Genomic DNA, 17,493 nt, shown 5'->3' with positions numbered 1-17,493 from the left:
CTCTACACTACGGGCCATCATGGACATATCCACGTTATCCCTGGCCCGCACGCAGTTCGTGGCCAGCCTGAGCTTTCTGGCGTTTTTCCTGGCCTTCTCCCTGGCGCTCGCCTGGGTACTGCTGTTCTTCAAGATCAGGGCGCGCTGGTCCGGCCAGGGCGGCTGGACCGCCGCGTACCGCTTCTGGGTGCGGATATTCGCCCTGGCCTTCGTGCTGACGCTGGCGGCCAGCGTGCCGGTGCTGATCCAGCTGGGCAGCCTGTGGGCCGGCCTGATGGACAAGATCGGCAACGTGGCAGGCCCCTTGCTTGGCTACGCCATTCTCTCGGTCTTCATCCTCAAATCCTGTTTCCTGGGCGTCATGCTGTTCGGCCAACGCCGTGTGTCGGACGGCGCCCACACGTTGGCCGTGCTGATGGTGGCGGTGGGGCAGCTGGTGGCGGTGTTCTGGGTGCTCGCGCTGCAATCCTGGATGCAGACGCCGGACGGCGCGCTGCTGGTCGATGGACGCTATCAGGTCTATGACTGGATGGCCGTGGTGCTGAATCCCTCCGTGGGCTGGCGCATGGCGGTGGTGATGGTGGGCGCGGCGCTGGCCGCCGCGTTCCTGATGATGGGCGTGACGGCGCTGCAGGCCCTGCGGCGTCCGCTGGGCGACGGCGAGCGCAACGCGTTCAAGACCGCGCTGGTGGTCGCCGTGGTGGGGGCTTTCATGCAGTTGCCGGTCGCGACCGGCGCCGGGCAGATGATTGCCAAGCTGCAGCCCGCCAAGGCCGCTGCCGCCGCGGGCTATTGGGAAAGCGGCGCGGAGCCGCAACTGGTGCTGTTCGCCTGGCCCGATGCGCGCGCCCATACCAACGTGGCCGACGTGACCCTGCGCAACATGGGTGGGATGTGGCTGCACCGCAACCAGGACGGCACCTACCGCGGCCTGGACAAGTATTCGGGCATGTTGCCGCCGGTGGCGCTGACCTTCTGGTCGTTGCGCGTGGCGGCAGGGCTGGGCTTGCTGATGCTGGCCGTGGCCTGCGTGACCTTCCTGTGGACGTTCCGGCGCGGGTTGGACCCGTCCACGCTGCCGCCGTGGTGGCAGCGGGTGCTGTGCGGCATGATGTTCTCCGGCGCCATCGCCGTCGTGGCCGGGTGGTGGGTATCCATCCTGGGCTTGCAGCCGTTCGCGGTGAACGGCACCGTCACGCAGTCCGAGGTGCTGGGCATCGTGGCCTCCAGCACCGTGCTGTACGGGTTGATCGGCTATGGCGTGCTGTACCTGCTGCTGCTTGCGGCGTTCGTCGGCATGCTGTTCCACGCGGCGCGCTATGGCGTTGTGCCCGTGCGCAAACTGGCTGGAGGTACGCCATGATCGCCATGCTGGCCGCCTCCCAGGGCCTCAACCCCGACGATCCCTCTTTCTGGATGCCGCTGGCCTTCATGGCGCTGCTGTTCGTGGTGATTGCCGCGGGCATGGTGCTGGACGGTTTCGACCTGGGCGTGGGCATCCTGCTGCAACTGGCGCCGGAACACGAGCGCGGCCGCATGATGAGCCTGCTGAGCCCGTGGCGCGACGCCAATGAGTTCTGGCTGCTGCTGGGCATGGGCCTGTTCGCGGCGGCGTTCCCGTTCGCCTGGGGCGCGGTGCTGGGCAAGCTCTACGGACCGCTCACCTGCATGGTGCTGGGCGTGGTGCTGCGCAGCGTCTCGTTCGAGTTCCGCATCCGCGCGCGCAACGAAATGAAGCCGCGCTGGATCTTCGGCTTCTGGGCGGGGTCGCTGATCACCGCTTTCGGCCAGGGCATGCTGCTGGGCCGCATCGCCACCGGCTACCAGTCCGATGCCGGCTACGGCTGGTTCTCCATGTTCGTCGGCCTGTGCGCGGTGGCGGCCTATGTGCTGCTGGGCGCGTCCTGGCTGGTCATGCGGGTGGACGGCGATCTGCAGCGCCGCGCCGCCAACTGGGCCCGCCACGCCATCCGCTGGACGGCGGTGGGCATGGTGGCCATCGCGGTCACGCTGGGTCTGGCCAACGCGGGTATCTTCTACAAATGGAGCAACATCGCCCACCTGAGCCTGGCGGCGACGGTCTGGGTGCTGATGCTGGCGGGTTTCGTCGCAGCCGAAATGCTGCTGGCGCGGTTGCCGGGCAAGGCCGACCGTTTCAGCTGGCTGCCGTTCGTGTTGTGCGTGGCGCTGTTCCTGCTGATGCTCAGCGGCCTGGCCTACAGCCTGTTCCCCTACCTGATCCTGGACGACATGACGCTGTGGGACGGCGCGGGCGCGCTGGGTTCGATGCGTCTGGTGCTGGCCGGAGCGGTGGTGGGCATACCGGTGGTGCTGGTATTCAATATCCTGGCGTACCGCTCGGTGTTCGGCAAGGAACGCGCCCCGGTGCCGCTGCTGCCGCCGCCGAGCTGATCCGGCCGGGAAGTCCGGCCGGAGCCGTCGTCACAAGACCGGCTTCGCTACCCGCTGCAGGATTTCTTCGCCGTAGGCTTCCAGCTTGCGGGCGCCCACGCCGCTGATGTGGCTCAGCTCGTCCATGGATTCGGGCTGGGCCAGGGCGATTTCGCGCAGAGTCGCGTCGTGGAAGATGACGTAGGCCGGCACCCCGTGGCTCTTGGCGACTTCGCCGCGCCAGGCGCGCAGGGCCTCGAATACAGGTTGCAGTTCGGCCGGCAAGTCGATGGCTGCCGCCTTGGGCCGGCCGCTGCCGCTCTTGCCCGAGCGCGGCTTCTTTTCGGATTCCCGGCGCAGCATCAATTGGCGTTCGCCCTTGAGCACGGCGCGGCTGCCTTCGGTCAGGGCCAGCGTGCCGTAGCCTTCGTGGTCCACCGTCAGCAGGCCTTGCGCCAGCAATTGGCGCAGCACGCCGCGCCAGGCGGTGTCGCTCAGGTCCGCGCCCACGCCGAATACGCTCAGCGTTTCGTGGCCGTGCTGCTTGGTGCGGTCGGTGACCTTGCCGCGCAGGATGTCGATGATGTGGCCGGCGCCATAGCGCTGGCCGCGCTCCTTCCACAGGCGGTAGACGGCGGACAGCACCTTCTGCGCCGCGACCGTGCCGTCCCAGGCCTGCGGCGGTTCCAGGCAGACGTCGCAATTGCCGCAGGCCGTGATCTGCTGGCCGAAGTAGGCCAGCAGACGCACGCGCCGACATTCCACCGTTTCGCACAGCCCCAGCATGGCGTCCAGTTGCTGGCCCAGGCGGCGGCGGTAGGACTCTTCGCCCGGCGATTCGTCGATCATGCGGCGCTGCTGCACCACGTCCTGCAGGCCATAGGCCAGCCAGGCCGTGGCAGGCAGGCCGTCGCGGCCGGCACGGCCGGTTTCCTGGTAATAGCCTTCCACGGACTTGGGCAGGTCGATGTGCGCCACGAAGCGCACGTCGGGCTTGTCGATGCCCATGCCGAAGGCGATGGTGGCCACCATGACCACGGCGTCCTCGCGCAGGAAGCGCGCCTGGTTGGCGGCGCGCACCTGCGCGCTGAGGCCGGCGTGATAGGGCATGGCGTCGATGCCCTGGTTGCACAGGAACTCCGCGGTCTCTTCCACGCGGGCGCGCGACAGGCAATAGACCACGCCCGATTCGCCTTCATGATCGGTCTGGATCATTTCCAGCAATTGCTTGCGCACCTCGTTCTTTTCGATGATGCGGTAGCGGATGTTGGGGCGGTCGAAGCTGGAAACGAAGTGGCGCGCATCGTCCAGCGACAGGCGCTGGGCGATTTCGCGGCGGGTGTCGGCGGTGGCGGTCGCGGTGAGCGCGATGCGCGGCACGTCGGGCCAGCGCTCGTGCAGCATCGACAGGCCCAGGTATTCAGGGCGGAAGTCGTGGCCCCACTGGGACACGCAGTGGGCCTCGTCGATGGCGAACAGCGCGATGCGGCCGCGTTCCAGCAATTGCAGGCAGCGGTCGGTCAGCAGGCGTTCGGGCGCCACGTACAGCAGGTCCAGCTCGCCGGCCAGGAAGGCCTGCTCGACGTCGCGGGCCACCCGCCACTCCTGCGTGGAGTTGAGGAAGGCCGCGCGCACGCCCAGTTCGGTCAGGGCGTCGACCTGGTCCTGCATCAGCGCGATCAGGGGCGACACGACGATGCCGGTGCCTTCGCGGACCAGGGACGGAATCTGGTAGCAGAGCGACTTGCCGCCGCCCGTGGGCATGAGGACCAGCGCGTCGCCGCCGTCGATCACCTGTTCGACAATGGCTTGCTGGTCGCCGCGGAAGGATTCGTAACCGAAAACGCGCTGCAACACGCCGAGGGCGCGCGCGTCAGACATGGGGGTAGGCCGGGAGCATCATGGCAGGGATTTTAAGCCGCAATTCCGCCGGACCTTTTCCGGCAGGGAGATTTCTGTCCTGACCGCGGTCTGCCTACCAGCTCAGCCAGGTGCCGCGCATGAAGGTATCGACGGGCATGCTGAGGTTGGCGCGCCATTCGTAGTTGCCGGAAATGATGTCGCGGTCCGCGCCCACGGCCAGCTTGACCTTGGGCGCGACGAACATGCTGTGCGACAGGCCCACGCGCTGTTCGGCCAGCTCGGAGCCTTCCCGCAGCCCCGAATAGGTGCCGCTGAGCACGCCCCAGCCGGTGATGGGGACGCCGGCGGAAAGCGTGTTGCGGGTGTGCGCAGCCGAAACCCCGCCACCCGAGTAGCTGGACAGGTCGCCGTAGCCCGCGCCGACCTGCTCGTTGGAATAGCCCAGGTTGACAGCGTCGGCCACGGCCACGTTGTAGTCGAAGCGATAACGCCACGCGCTGGCCGCGTCGAAGGTGCTTTGCGTGGCCCCGGCGCGGAAGGTTCCATAGTCGCCCGCGGCGTAGGTGGTACCCATGCCGCGCGTCGTCAGCGACGGCGCGCTTTGCATCTGGCCCTCCACGGTCAGCGCCGGCGTAAGGCCGTAGCGCACGCTGCCGCTGCCTACCGGGTCGCCGTAGTCCACGGCCCCGGAACTGGCGGCCGGGTCCATGCGGTTCAGGCGGCCCAGCGACGAGGAATAGCCGAAGCTGCCTTCCGGGGCCGTGGCGCCGGATCCGGCCCAGTTCGAGATCTGCAGCCCGCCCACCGGCGCGCCGCTGCCCCAGGCGGGCGCCCTGGCGTCGATGTTGCCGACGGCGACGGAGGGGCCCGAGGTATTGCGGTAGACCCAGTTGCGGTTGCCGCCGTAGCGCAGGCCATCCTGGCTGCTGGCGGAGGCGAACCAGGGCCGGGAAGCGCGCGACACGCCAGAGATCATGACCACGGGTATGCGGGGCAGGTCGCCATCCTGGAGGGTGAGCGAGTAGTCCGGCGCAGGGTCTTCGGGCGTCGCGAGCACGGTGCAATCCTGCGGAACCGGCGCGGGCTGGGCATCGCCGGACAGTCCCAGTCCGGTGCCGGGGATCAGGTCCGTGTCGCCCGTGCTGTGTACGCTGGTGTCCAGCGCCGGCTCCATGGTCTGCATGTCGCAAGGGGACGGATCCAGCGGCACCGCGCGCGACGCCATCGAGGCTGCGGGGCGCACGGGCATGGGTTGAACCGGGGACAGTATGCCGATGCCGCGCGCAGAGGGCGGAGCGGGCATATAGGGGGACGCCGCAAGCGGATCGCCCAGGGCCGGGGCGATCGGGCAGGCAGAGGCCGCGACCAGCGCGGCGCGCAACAAGGGTTTTCGCCAGAGGAATGCAGGGGCGACCATAGGCACAGTGTAGAAAGGGAGCGCTGCCTTGCCTGTAAACGTTTTTTAGCAAAGCGGACAGAAGGCGGGCCGGGTTCCATTTTAGGGCCAGTCCGCATCGGGCGCTGCGCCGTGGCGGGAAAGCGCTGGTAAACGCGCTCAACATCGTGCAACAGGTATATTTCAGTTGATTTCCCGCCTCTTGCGGCTTGTAGCGGCGGGCCGCACTATGGCATCCATGGACAATCCCCACACCAAGCTGCTGGTCGTCGACGACGATCCGGCCCTACGGCAATTGCTGGCCGACTACCTGAACCGGCACGGCTACGACACCCTGCTGGCGCCGGACGCCACCGACCTGTCGTCCCGCATCACCCGCTACGCGCCCGACCTGCTGGTGCTGGACCGCATGCTGCCCGGCGGCGACGGCGCAGACGCCTGCCGCCGCCTGCGCGAGCAGGGCGAGGACATCCCCGTCATCCTGCTGACCGCGCGTGACGAGGCGGTGGACCGCATCATCGGCCTGGAGGCCGGCGCCGACGACTACGTCGGCAAGCCGTTCGATCCGCGCGAGCTGCTGGCCCGCATCGAAGCCGTGCTGCGCCGCAAGCGCGGTCCGTCCGCGCTGACCAAGGACGCGCCGGTCTCGTTCGGTCCCTTCGTGTTCGATCCCTCCACCCGCCAGCTGTCGCGCGAAGGCACAGTGGTCAAGCTGACCGGCGGCGAAATCAATCTGCTGGAGGCGCTGGTGCGCAACGCGGGCAAGCCGCTGTCGCGCGAACGGCTGCTGGCGCTGGCGCGCGACGACGACGCGGGCGAACGCAATGACCGCGCCATCGACATCGCCATCCTGCGCCTGCGCCGGGTCATCGAAGACGATCCCAAGCAGCCGCGCTGGATCCAGACCGTCTGGGGCATTGGCTACCGGTTTTCGCCCTGATGCGCTTTTCTCCTGGCTTCCTGGTGCCGCGTTCGCTGCGGGCAAGGCTCATCCTGCTGATCCTGGGCTCGGTCCTGCTGACGCAGGCGGCCACGCTGGTGACGGTGTCGTACTTCCGGCACAAGTTCATGGAAGACGTGGCCATCGGCTACATCGTCACCACCATCCGCACCTTGCGCGCCGCGGTGTCGCAGGTGCCGGCGGAGGAACGCGCCGACTTCGTGCGCGCCGCCTCGCAGAACCAGTGGCGCCTGTGGTCGCGGGTGCTGCCCGCCGAGGCCAAGCTGCAGCGCTTCAATGGCCGCCGCCCGCCGCCGAAGGCCGCCCCGAAGCCGCCGCCTCCGCCGCCCGCGGACATGCAGATACACGGCCCTCCGGCGCCGCCCCCCCCGGAAGTGCGCGACGAGGAGCACGGCGATGAACGCGCCAGCGCCAGGGAAGGCGAGCGCGCGCGCGATCGCGACCGCGAAGAACACAGCCGCCGCTATCAGCCTGAACCGGATGACATCCGCCGCGACCTGCGGGTGCTGGTGCAGCAGCTCAATGAACGTTTGAACGACGGCACGCGCGTGGCGCTGTCGCGTGGACCCACGCCGGAGATCTTCATTTCGCTGGCGCCCAACCCCGCCAGCGAGGACGCGCCGCGCCTGCGCGAATGGCTGGTCATCCCGCTGGACCGCCTGGATCCGCCGGTTGCGACGCCGTTCATCGCCGCCTGGCTGGGCGGCCTGGGGCTGCTGCTGTTGCTGGCAGTGGGTTTTTCCTGGCACATCACGCGTCCCATCACCCGGCTGGCCGACGCGGCCGACCGGTTGGCGGCAGGGCAGCCGCAACGGGTCGAGCCCTCGGGCCCTCACGAAACGCGGGTATTGGGAGAACGCTTCAACGCCATGCTGGATGCGCTGTCCGAATCCGATTCGGTGCGCCGCACGCTGCTGTCGGGCCTGCCGCATGACTTGAAGGGTCCCTTGTCGCGGATGTGGCTGCGCATCGAGCTGGCCGACGACTCCAAGCTGAAGGAGGGGCTGCGCGCGGACCTGCAGGACATGCAGCACATGGTCGACCAGTTCATCGGCTTCGTGCGCGGCACCGACCCGGCCGCCTACCGCTACGCCTCGATGCTGCTGTCCGACTGGCTGACCGAGCGCGTGGGCGCCTGGCAGGGCGCCGGCACCGATATCAGCCTGCGGGCCGGCGACGACGTCGCGACCCTGGTGGTGCAGGCGGACGCCGTGGCGCTGGGCCGCCTGCTGGACAACCTGATCGGCAATGCGCTGAACCACGGCGCGCCGCCGGTCCAGGTCAGCCTGAGGCATGAGGGACGCCACGCGGTGCTGGACGTGGCCGACCATGGCTCCGGCATCGTGCCGGAACGGCGCCAGGAAGCGCTGCGCCCGTTCAGCCGCCTGGACGACGCGCGCACGCGCACCGGCAGCGTGGGCCTGGGGCTGGCGCTGGCCGAGGCCATCGCGCGGGCCCATGGCGGCTCGCTGGAGCTGCTTGAGGCGGAGTCCGGCGGGCTGTGCGTGCGGGTCAAGCTGCCGCTGTCCGAGACGCCCTAGGGGCGCCCGCAAGGGCGCTCGCTTCCCCCTGGGCGGGGCGCGCTACGGTACGATGCATCCTGCTCAGCATTTTGTCGTTTCCGCACCATGGCCATCCAGTCCGATTCGCTTTCCTCCCGTCCCGACGCCCCCCGTATCGTGGCGCCGCAGCCGGTCTCGCCCAACGAGGAGTCGATCGAACGCGCCCTGCGGCCCAAGGCGCTGGACGAGTACGTCGGCCAGCAGCGCGCCCGGGAACAGCTGGAGATCTTCATCGCCGCAGCCAGGAAGCGCGGCGAGGCCCTGGATCACGTGCTGCTGTTCGGTCCCCCGGGCCTGGGCAAAACCACGCTGGCCCACATCATTGCGCATGAAATGGGGGTGCAGCTGCGCCAGACCTCCGGTCCGGTGCTGGAACGCCCGGGCGACCTGGCGGCGCTCTTGACCAACCTGGAAAAGAACGACGTCCTGTTCATCGACGAAATCCACCGCCTGTCGCCCGTGGTCGAGGAAATCCTCTATCCGGCGCTGGAGGACTTCCAGATCGACATCCTGATCGGCGAAGGCCCGGCCGCGCGCAGCGTGAAGCTGGACCTGCAGCCCTTCACCCTGGTCGGCGCCACCACCCGCGCCGGCATGCTGACCAACCCCCTGCGCGACCGCTTCGGCATCGTGTCGCGGCTGGAGTTCTACAACGCCGCCGATCTCGGCCACATCGTCACGCGCAGCGCCGGCCTCTTGAACGCCGGCATCACGCCGGACGGCGCGGCGGAAGTCGCGCGCCGCGCCCGCGGCACGCCCCGCATCGCCAACCGGCTGTTGCGCCGGGTGCGCGACTATGCCGAGGTCAAGGCGGGCGGCACCATCGATGCGGACGTCGCGGGCCGCGCGCTGGCCATGCTGGAGGTGGACCCGCAAGGCCTGGACCTGATGGACCGCAAGCTGCTCGAGGCCATCATCCACAAGTTCGACGGCGGTCCCGTCGGCGTGGACAGCCTGGCCGCCGCCATCGGCGAAGAGCGCGACACCATCGAGGACGTGATCGAGCCCTATCTGATCCAGCATGGCTACCTGCAGCGCACGCCGCGCGGCCGCACCGCCACGCTGACCACCTGGCGCCACCTGGGGCTGACCCCGCCCGCCGGCGCCACGGCGGGCTCCGGCGATCTTTTCGGGAAGTAGGCTGCGGGCAAACCGGACCGTGCCCGGGCGCCGGAGGGCGCCCGAAGCCGGCCGCGGGTTTATCATCCGGAGGTTTTGATTATTCTCCGCGATCAAAGGACCCAAGCCCATGCAGCCCGAATTGCCCACCTATGACGACGTCGTGCGCGCCAGCGAGCGCCTGGCCGGCAACGCGCACCGCACGCCCGTACTGACCTCGGCTACCGCCGATGCGATCAGCGGCGCGTCGGTCTTCTTCAAGTGCGAGAACTTCCAGCGCATGGGCGCTTTCAAGTTCCGCGGCGGCTACAACGCCATCGCCCGCCTGACCCCGGAACAGCGCGCCGCCGGCGTGGTCACGTTTTCGTCGGGCAACCACGCGCAGGCCATCGCCCTGGCCTCCAAGCTGCAAGGGGTGCAGGCCACCATCATCATGCCGTTGGACGCCCCGGCCGCCAAGCGCGCCGCCACCGAGGGCTATGGCGGCAAGATCGTCACCTATGACCGCTACACCGAGGACCGCGAGGCGATCGCCCGCCGCATCCATGCGGAAACCGGCGCCACCCTGATCCCTCCCTACGATCACGAAGACGTGATCGCCGGCCAGGGCACCGCCGCCAAGGAACTGTTCGAGGAAGTGGGCGAGCTGGACTACCTGTTCGTCTGCCTGGGCGGCGGCGGCCTGCTGTCGGGATCGGCCCTTTCCGCCTACGCGCTGAGCCCGCGCTGCCTGGTCTACGGCGTCGAGCCCGAGGCTGGCAACGACGGCCAGCAGTCCTTGCGCAAAGGCGAAATCGTCCGCATCCCGGCGCCCAAGACCCTGGCCGATGGCGCCGCCACGACGCACCTGGGCAACCTGACCTTCCCGCTCATCCAGAAGCATGTGCGCGACATCGTCACGGTGACGGACGAACAGCTGGTCACCACCATGCGGTTCTTCGCCGAACGCATGAAGATGGTGGTGGAGCCCACCGGCTGCCTGGGCGCGGCCGCCGTCATGCAGAACGTGGTGCCGGTGCGCGGTGCGCGGGTCGGCGTCATCATCAGCGGCGGCAACGTCGACCTTCCGGCCTACGCCAAGCTGCTGGCGGGCTGAGCCCCTTCTGGCGGCCCCCTTGCGGGCCGCCGCCGCGCGCTTGCGGTTGTCGCGTGTGCAAGGCAGAATCGGGACTGAATCCTGACGAACAGGGGCTGCGACATGCGTATCCTTGTCATCGGCGGCACCGGTTTCATAGGCCGTCATCTGGTAGCGCGGCTATCCGCGGATCAGCATCAGATCGTCGTGCCCACCCGGCTCCACAGCCGCGGGCGCGACCTGCAGATTCTTCCCACCGTGACCTTGCTCGAAGCCGACGTGCACGACGACGCCACGCTGGACGGCCTGGCGCAGGGCTGCGACGCGGTCATCAACCTGGTGGGCATTCTGCACGGCAACGCCGGCCGGCCTTATGGCTCGGAATTCGCGCGGGCCCACGTGCTGCTGCCGCAGCGCATCGCGCAAGCTTGTCGCCGGCAGGACGTGCGCAGGCTCATCCACATCAGCGCGCTGGGCGCCGATTCCAACGGCGACAGCATGTACCAGCGCTCCAAGGGCGACGGCGAAGCCGCCATCAAGCAGGAATTCCAGGGCGATCAGGACGGCGGCTGGACCATCTTCCGGCCCTCGGTGGTCTTCGGTCCGGACGACAAGTTCACCAATATGTTCGCCGGGCTGGCGCGGTGGCTGCCGGTGCTGCCGCTGGCCGGTGCGCATGTGCGCATGCAGCCGGTCTACGTGGGCGACGTGGTCGCTGCCATCGTCTCGGCCCTGGGCAATACGCACACCTGCGGCAAGACCTATGAACTGGGCGGACCCCAGGTCTACACCTTGGGCGAGATCGCGCGCCTGTGCGCCGCCTGGAGCGGCCATCCGCGGCCGGTGGTCAGCATGCCGATGGGCGTGGGCCGCATGCAGGCCCGGCTGTTCGAATGCATGCCGGGCACGCCTTTGATGTCGCGCGACAATCTGGATTCCTTGCGCCGCGACAACATCTGCAGCGGGCCGATCGCGCCCGAACTGCACGTGGTGCCGACGGGCCTGGAAGCCGTGGCGCCGCGCTACCTGTAAGCCGGTTTCAGCGCACCAGTGCTTTCAATGCCTGCTTGATGCCGTCGGACACGCCCACGCCTTCGGGCAGCGTCTTCAGCGCCGACAGCGATTCCTTTTCTGAATAGCCCAGCGCCAGCAGCGCGTTCAGGATGTCCGACTGGTTGTCCGGCGCTGCATGCGGCGAGGCGCCGATGTCCGCGCCCAGTTTGCCCCGCATTTCCAGCAGCAGGCGTTCGGCGGTCTTCTTGCCGATGCCGGGCACGCGCGTCAGGCGGCCCGATTCCTGCAGCGTAATGGCCTGCGCCAGGTCAGCCACCGACAACCCCGACAGCACCGACAGCGCGGTGCGCGCGCCGATGCCGCTGACCTTGATCAGTTCGCGGAAAGCGCTGCGTTCGCCTGCCGAAGCGAAGCCGTACAGGATGTGGGCGTCTTCGCGCACCGTCAGGTGCGTGTAGAGCGTGACGCGCGCGCCCGTGTCGGGCAGCGAGTACAGCGTGCTCATGGGCACGTCGATGTCATAGCCCAGACCGCCCACGTCCACACAGATGGTGGGCGGGAGTTTCTCGATCAGGGTTCCGGTGATGCGTCCGATCATGGTGATGGTGGCCTGGCAATGGTGAGGCCGCTGAATGCGCGGCGGATGCGGGGATTCTATACGCGCGGGCGCGCATGCGGCGGGAACGGGTCCCGCTTCGCGGCAAATCGCGGCGTGCCAGGCGTTCAGCCGATCAGGCGGCCGTTGCGGATGCGGGTCTTGCCGCTCATGCGCAGCGAAGCGCCCAGGCGTTCGAGCTTGTCCTGCAGCGGGCCGGCATGGGCATGGCAGATGGCACAGGCCAGCGCGTCGGCCGAGTCGGGTGCGGGCGCGCCGTCCAGCGACAGCAGGTGCTGCACCATCATCTGCACCTGCTCCTTGGCGGCGCGGCCGGTGCCGACCACGGCTTTCTTGATCTGCAGCGCGGTGTACTCGTGCACGGGCAGCGAACTGTCGGCCAGCGCGCACAGCGCGGCGCCGCGCGCCTGGCCCAGCAGCAGGGTGGAAGCGGGGTTGGTGTTCAGGAAGATGATTTCCAGCGCGGCCACGTCGGGTTGCGTGTCGCGAGCCACCTGGCGCAGATTGTCCAGGATGACCTTGAGGCGTTCGGACAGCGCCAGCGCCGGCGGGACCACGATGGTCCCGCTGGCCACATAGCGCAGCCGCGGGCCGTCGGCATCGATCACACCGAAGCCGGTGCGGCGCAGGCCGGGATCGATGCCGAGGACGCGCATCAGTGGCGGAAGTGGCGGGTGCCGGTCAGCACCATGGCGATGCCGTGCTCGTCGGCTGCGGCAATCACTTCGTCGTCGCGCACGCTGCCGCCCGGCTGGATCACGCAGGTTGCGCCCGCGGCCACCACCACGTCCAGGCCGTCGCGGAACGGGAAGAAGGCGTCCGACGCCACGGCCGAGCCCTTCAGGGTCAGACCGGCGTTTTCCGCCTTGATCGAGGCGATGCGGGCCGAGTCGATGCGGCTCATCTGGCCGGCGCCCACGCCCAGGGTCATGCCGCCGCCCACGAACACGATGGCGTTGGACTTGACGTACTTGGCGACCTTCCAGGCGAATGCCAGGTCGTTCATTTCGGCTTCGGTGGGCTGGCGCTTGCTGACCACCTTGAGCGCGTCGCGCGGCACGTTGTAGGCGTCCGGGCTCTGCACCAGCCAGCCGCCGCCCACGCGCTTGATGTCGAAGGCGTTCTGGCCCGTGCCCATCGGCACTTCCAGCACGCGCACGTTCTTCTTGGCGGCCAGGATGGCCAGCGCGGCGCCGTCATAGGCGGGAGCCAGCAGCACTTCCAGGAACTGCGCGCTCACGGCTTCGGCCGTGGCGGCGTCGACCGGGCGGTTGAAGGCGATGATGCCGCCGAAGGCCGAGGTCGGGTCGGTCTTGAAGGCTTGCTGGTAGGCGCCCAGCGTGTCGGCCGCGACGGCCACGCCGCAGGGGTTGGCGTGCTTGACGATGACGCAGGCGGGCGCTTCGAAGCTGCGCGCGCATTCCCAGGCGGCGTCCGCGTCCGCAATGTTGTTGTAGGACAGTTCCTTGCCCTGCAGCTGGCGGTAGTTGCCCAGCAGGCCAGCCGGACGCTGCGCGTCCACGTAGAAGGCGGCGGTCTGGTGCGGGTTCTCGCCATAACGCAGGGCCTGTTCCTGCTTGACCTGCAGGGTCAGGGTGCCGGGCCATTCGTTGCGGGCCGGCACGGCTTCCTGCTTGGGCTCGGCTTCGGCCAGGCTGGTCAGGTAGGCGGCGATGGCGCCGTCGTAGGCGGCGGTGTGGGCGTAGACCTTGGAGGCCAGCGCCAGGCGCAGGCCATAGGAGGTGTTGCCGCCCTTGTCCATTTCGGCCAGCACGCGCGAATAGTCGACGGGGTCGATCACCACCGTCACGCCGCCGGCTTCGGTGCCGTGGTTCTTGGCCGCCGCGCGCAGCATGGCCGGGCCGCCGATGTCGATGTTCTCGACGGCGTCGGCGAAGGTGCAGTCCGGCTTGGCAACGGTTTCGCGGAACGGGTACAGGTTGACCACCAGCATGTCGATGCGGTCGATGCCCGCCGCCTTGATGGTGTCCATGTGCTCGGCGCTGTCGCGGCGCGCCAGCAGGCCGCCGTGGATTTTCGGGTGCAGCGTCTTGACGCGGCCATCGAGAATTTCGGGCGAACCCGTGTGGGCCGCCACTTCGGTGACGGTCAGGCCGGAGTCGGCCAGCAGCTTGGCGGTGCCGCCGGTGGACAGCAGGCGCACGCCGCGCGCAGCCAGGGCGCGGGCAAATTCAACGATGCCGGTCTTGTCGGACACCGAAAGCAGGGCGGTTTCGATTTTCATGGTGAGGGACGGAGTGGGGCGGGAGCGCCTTTCTCGTTCAGGTCGGATGGGAAATCTGGGGGAGCGGGCGGCGCGATGCGCCTGCCGCCCGCGCGCGAAAGCTATACCTGGATATTGTGCGCCAGCAACTTCTTGCGCAGGGTGTTGCGGGTGATGCCCAGCATTTCGGATGCCCGCGACTGGTTGCCGCCCGACCTTTCCAACGCCACTTCAAGCACCGGGCGCTCCACGCAGCGCATCACCATGTCCCACATATCGTGGGGTTCGGATTCGCCCAAGTCTTCGAAATAGCGCTCCAGGCTGGCGCGCACGCATTCTTCCAGGACATCTTTCTTGCTCATTTGAGTACAGATATTTTTATGTTGGTGTTGAGGCGGTTATGCCGCCAGCAGGGCTTCTGCGACCGGCGCCGGATGGGATCCGCCGTCGCGCGAGATGAGGTCGAACCAGTCCGACACGGCCCGCCACTGGTCGCGGGTGTTGTCGATCAGATTCATGCGGGCGCAGAACGAATCCGCCCCCGGCAGGCCGTCCAGATACCAGCCTATGTGCTTGCGCGCCGTGCGTACGCCGGTGTGCTCGCCGTAAAACCGGTAATGGTCGTCGAGATGTTCGAGCAGCAGCTCGCGCATTTCCCCATAGGAGGGAGGGGCCAGTGTTTCGCCCGTGCGCAGGTAGTGGTCGATTTCGCGGAAAATCCAGGGACGGCCTTGGGCCGCCCGGCCGATCATGACCGCGTCGGCGCCAGTGTAATCCAGGACGTGCCGGGCTTTTTCGGGCGTAGTGATATCTCCGTTGGCGACAACGGGGATTTTCAGCTCGGCCTTGACGGCGCGGATAGTGTCATATTCCGCCTCGCCCGTATAGAGGTCGGCGCGGGTGCGGCCATGCAGGGTCAGGGCGGCGATGCCGGCGTTTTCGGCCATTTTCGCCACCCGCAGGGCATTGCGGCTTTCGCGGTCCCAGCCCGTGCGGGTCTTCAGGGTCACCGGCACGTCCAGCGGCGCGCAGGCGGATACCACCGCGTCCAGGATGCGGGCGATCTGGTCTTCATGGCGCAAGAGCGCCGACCCGGAGGCCACGTTGCAGACCTTCTTGACCGGGCAGCCCATGTTGATGTCGATGATCCGGGCGCCCTTGCTGGCGTTGAACACCGCCGCCTCCGCCATCATGGCAGGGTCGGCGCCGGCGATCTGCACCGAAATGGGGGCGATCTCGCCGTCATGGTTCAGGCGGCGGGAGGTTTTGACGCTATCCCACAGCTTGGGGTTGCTCGCGGCCATTTCCGAGACGGCATAGCCCGCCCCCAGCTTCTTGCAAAGCTGGCGGAAAGGACGGTCCGTCACGCCCGCCATGGGCGCGACCAGCACGTTGTTGGGAAGGGTCCATTGACCTATGCGCATGCTCACATTTTAACCGGCTCGTTCGCGCCCTCTTTGTCACCTGGAGAACAATTCGTAACAAAGGAAGGCGAAAGCAGACAACCGCCCCCATTATCGGGGGCGGATAGGAAGAGTTCAGGCGCGGAAACCTTGCAGCAGATGCTGCGCCAGCGGCGCGCGCAGCGGAGAGGCCAGATCCATCCCCAATAAGGCCAGACCACAGGCGTGCTCCACCGGCGCCAGGCCGGTCGAGAAGATGCGGGGCATCAGATCGGTCAGGCCGGCGGTGATGAAGCGGTCCACGTGGCGCGCTCCGGCGAATTCCGCCAGGGCGGAGCCGGGATTGACCTCCGGGTGAGCCAGCCAGCCGGCCAGCGTCTGGGCCAGGCGGGCTGCGTCGCGCAGGCCCAGGTTCAGGCCCTGGCCTGCGACCGGATGCAGGGTTTGCGCGGCATTGCCGATGGCCGCCACGCGGCCGTGCACCTGGGCGCGGCGGGCGCTGAGCGCCAGCGGAAAGACATGCCGGGGCGCCTGGCTGGAAAGCCGTCCCAGGCGGTCGCCGAAGGCGACGGACAGCGCCCGCGAAAACGCGGCATTATCCAGCGCCGCCAGTTCGGCGGCGCGCTCGGGCGCGCTGCACCAGACCACCGAATAGGCGTCCGGGGTCTGCGGATGCGGCAGCAGCGCCAGCGGGCCCTCGGCGGTGAAGCGCTCCCAGGCCCAGCCGCGGCGGGGCAGGGTGGCGTGCGCCGTGGTCAGCACCGCATGCTGGTCGTAGTCGCGGCGCACGTCGACCGCGCCCGCGCCGTCGGATTGCACCGCCACCCGGCACAGCAGCGTCGTGTCGCCTTGTTCGATGCGCACGCCGTCCGCGTCCTGCATGCCGATCCGGGCGGGCGGGCCCGGCAGCACGGTGACGCCGCAGGCGGCCACGCATTCGTCCAGCTTGGCATGCAGGCCGGAATAGGCGACCACGCTGCCCAGCTGCGGCACGCCGAAATCGGTGTTCTGGATCAGGGTCCGGCCCAGCCGGCCGCGTTGCGACACATGGATGTTGCGGATGTCGGCCGAGCGTTCGGGCCAGGCATGCAGCGACTCCAGCAGCACCCGGCTGCCGTGGTTCATGGCCAGCACGCGGGGATCTGTGGCGGGCGCCGCCGCCGACGGCGCGACCGGGGCGGGCGCGCTGGCGGCAAGCAGCGCGATGCGCGCGGGGTCGGGCGCCACGCGCGCCAGCATCAGGGCCAGCACGCGGCCCACCGGGCCCGCGCCTAGAATCGCTATGTCGAAGGCGGATGAAGTCATGCCCGGATTTTAACCGTCCACTACAATCCGCAGCAGCCGGCGCGTCTTGGCGCCGTGGTCCTCTTTCCGGTCGATCGACATGACGCAGCTACAGGCCTCATCCCCGTTGTCCGCAGCTTCCGCCCGCCGCCCGCGCGGCAAGGTCGCGGTCGGGCTGCTGGCCTGCCTGTTCGGGGCGGTGGGGGCGCATTGGTGGTATCTGGGGCGCCGCCACGCATGGCTGGTGACCGCGTACACGCTGATCAGCCTGTTCTGTGCCGTCAGCTTCTACCCTGTCTGGTACGACAACCCCGCCTTCTTCCTGGTGTTCATACCCATGGTCGACGGGTTTATCGAGAGCGCGGTGTTCTCGTTGATGCCGGACGAGAAATTCGACCGCCTCTACAACGACGGATTGGGCCGGCCGACCCAGACCGGCTGGGGGCCGGTGCTGGTTGCGATCCTGGCCTGCCTGGTCGGCGCCATCGTGTCCATGTTCGCCATCGCCATGGTGGTGGTCTACACCTGGATCGCCATGGGCTGGCTCGACGGCTACGTCTTTTAGCGCGGCTCTGGCGCGCCGCC

Annotated in this window: 16 protein-coding genes; 8 read left to right on the top strand and 8 right to left on the bottom strand. The window is 68.5% G+C overall.

Translation table 11 applies throughout. The features are described 5' to 3' along the window. Positions 1-19: 19 nt before the first annotated feature. Together DXK93_RS06935 and DXK93_RS06930 are read left to right on the top strand one after the other, a co-directional pair. On the top strand, positions 20-1,363 hold the full coding sequence (locus DXK93_RS06935; protein WP_054457356.1) for a cytochrome ubiquinol oxidase subunit I: 1,344 nt from the start codon (positions 20-22) through the stop codon (positions 1,361-1,363). Further along, positions 1,360-2,412 (top strand): cytochrome d ubiquinol oxidase subunit II, encoded by a 1,053-nt coding sequence (locus DXK93_RS06930; RefSeq protein WP_054457351.1) that lies wholly within the window; start codon positions 1,360-1,362, stop codon positions 2,410-2,412. The genes DXK93_RS06935 and DXK93_RS06930 overlap by 4 nt, the downstream gene beginning before the upstream one ends. A gap of 30 nt (positions 2,413-2,442) precedes the next feature. On the opposite strand, the gene recQ is transcribed toward DXK93_RS06930, so the two are convergent. Then, entirely contained in the window at positions 2,443-4,272 is a 1,830-nt protein-coding gene (gene recQ / locus DXK93_RS06925; protein ID WP_054457350.1) for a DNA helicase RecQ, read from the bottom strand. Between the two features lie 94 nt (positions 4,273-4,366). After that, entirely contained in the window at positions 4,367-5,635 is a 1,269-nt protein-coding gene (locus tag DXK93_RS06920; protein ID WP_370126358.1) for a fimbrial protein, read from the bottom strand. Positions 5,636-5,888: 253 nt separating this feature from the next. Here DXK93_RS06920 and DXK93_RS06915 point away from each other — a divergent pair, with 253 nt between their 5' ends. From DXK93_RS06915 to DXK93_RS06895, 5 genes are all read left to right on the top strand, one after another. Continuing rightward, positions 5,889-6,590: a response regulator gene (locus tag DXK93_RS06915; RefSeq protein WP_054457345.1), complete on the top strand. Its 702-nt coding sequence runs from the start codon at positions 5,889-5,891 to the stop codon at positions 6,588-6,590. After that, entirely contained in the window at positions 6,590-8,152 is a 1,563-nt protein-coding gene (locus tag DXK93_RS06910) for an ATP-binding protein (RefSeq protein WP_054457343.1), read from the top strand. The genes DXK93_RS06915 and DXK93_RS06910 overlap by 1 nt, the downstream gene beginning before the upstream one ends. Before the next feature lie 87 nt (positions 8,153-8,239). Continuing rightward, on the top strand, positions 8,240-9,313 hold the full coding sequence (ruvB, locus tag DXK93_RS06905) for a Holliday junction branch migration DNA helicase RuvB (RefSeq protein ID WP_054457342.1): 1,074 nt from the start codon (positions 8,240-8,242) through the stop codon (positions 9,311-9,313). A 109-nt stretch (positions 9,314-9,422) separates the two neighbouring features. Beyond that, positions 9,423-10,388, top strand: a complete 966-nt coding sequence (locus DXK93_RS06900) for a threo-3-hydroxy-L-aspartate ammonia-lyase (protein ID WP_054457340.1) — start codon at positions 9,423-9,425, stop codon at positions 10,386-10,388. Between the two features lie 102 nt (positions 10,389-10,490). After that, on the top strand, positions 10,491-11,399 hold the full coding sequence (locus DXK93_RS06895; protein ID WP_119449697.1) for a complex I NDUFA9 subunit family protein: 909 nt from the start codon (positions 10,491-10,493) through the stop codon (positions 11,397-11,399). Positions 11,400-11,406: 7 nt separating this feature from the next. Here the strand turns inward: DXK93_RS06895 and ruvA are convergent, their stop codons facing one another. The 6 genes from ruvA to DXK93_RS06865 all read right to left on the bottom strand — a co-directional run bounded on the left by ruvA (position 11,407) and on the right by DXK93_RS06865 (position 16,929). After that, entirely contained in the window at positions 11,407-11,979 is a 573-nt protein-coding gene (ruvA, locus tag DXK93_RS06890) for a Holliday junction branch migration protein RuvA (RefSeq protein WP_013391723.1), read from the bottom strand. 125 nt (positions 11,980-12,104) lie between these two features. Further along, complete coding sequence (ruvC, locus tag DXK93_RS06885; RefSeq protein ID WP_054457336.1) at positions 12,105-12,653, bottom strand: crossover junction endodeoxyribonuclease RuvC; 549 nt, start codon at positions 12,651-12,653, stop codon at positions 12,105-12,107. After that, positions 12,653-14,242, bottom strand: a complete 1,590-nt coding sequence (purH, locus tag DXK93_RS06880; RefSeq protein ID WP_054457334.1) for a bifunctional phosphoribosylaminoimidazolecarboxamide formyltransferase/IMP cyclohydrolase — start codon at positions 14,240-14,242, stop codon at positions 12,653-12,655. Before purH ends, ruvC begins: the two co-directional genes overlap by 1 nt. Positions 14,243-14,343: 101 nt before the next feature. Continuing rightward, positions 14,344-14,583, bottom strand: a complete 240-nt coding sequence (locus DXK93_RS06875) for a helix-turn-helix domain-containing protein (RefSeq protein WP_006217670.1) — start codon at positions 14,581-14,583, stop codon at positions 14,344-14,346. A 36-nt stretch (positions 14,584-14,619) separates the two neighbouring features. Then, on the bottom strand, positions 14,620-15,645 hold the full coding sequence (dusB, locus tag DXK93_RS06870; RefSeq protein WP_054457331.1) for a tRNA dihydrouridine synthase DusB: 1,026 nt from the start codon (positions 15,643-15,645) through the stop codon (positions 14,620-14,622). A gap of 114 nt (positions 15,646-15,759) precedes the next feature. Beyond that, positions 15,760-16,929 (bottom strand): UbiH/UbiF/VisC/COQ6 family ubiquinone biosynthesis hydroxylase, encoded by a 1,170-nt coding sequence (locus DXK93_RS06865; protein WP_054457329.1) that lies wholly within the window; start codon positions 16,927-16,929, stop codon positions 15,760-15,762. 79 nt (positions 16,930-17,008) lie between these two features. On the opposite strand from DXK93_RS06865, the gene DXK93_RS06860 reads away from it, so the two are divergent. Then, positions 17,009-17,473 (top strand): hypothetical protein, encoded by a 465-nt coding sequence (locus DXK93_RS06860; protein WP_054457327.1) that lies wholly within the window; start codon positions 17,009-17,011, stop codon positions 17,471-17,473. Positions 17,474-17,493: the final 20 nt, after the last annotated feature.

This window comes from Achromobacter sp. K91 (assembly GCF_003576205.1).
Taxonomy (GTDB): Bacteria; Pseudomonadota; Gammaproteobacteria; order Burkholderiales; family Burkholderiaceae_B; genus Achromobacter; species Achromobacter aegrifaciens.
Note: the sequence above shows the minus strand (reverse complement) of the source record. Positions and strands in the feature narration are given on the sequence as shown.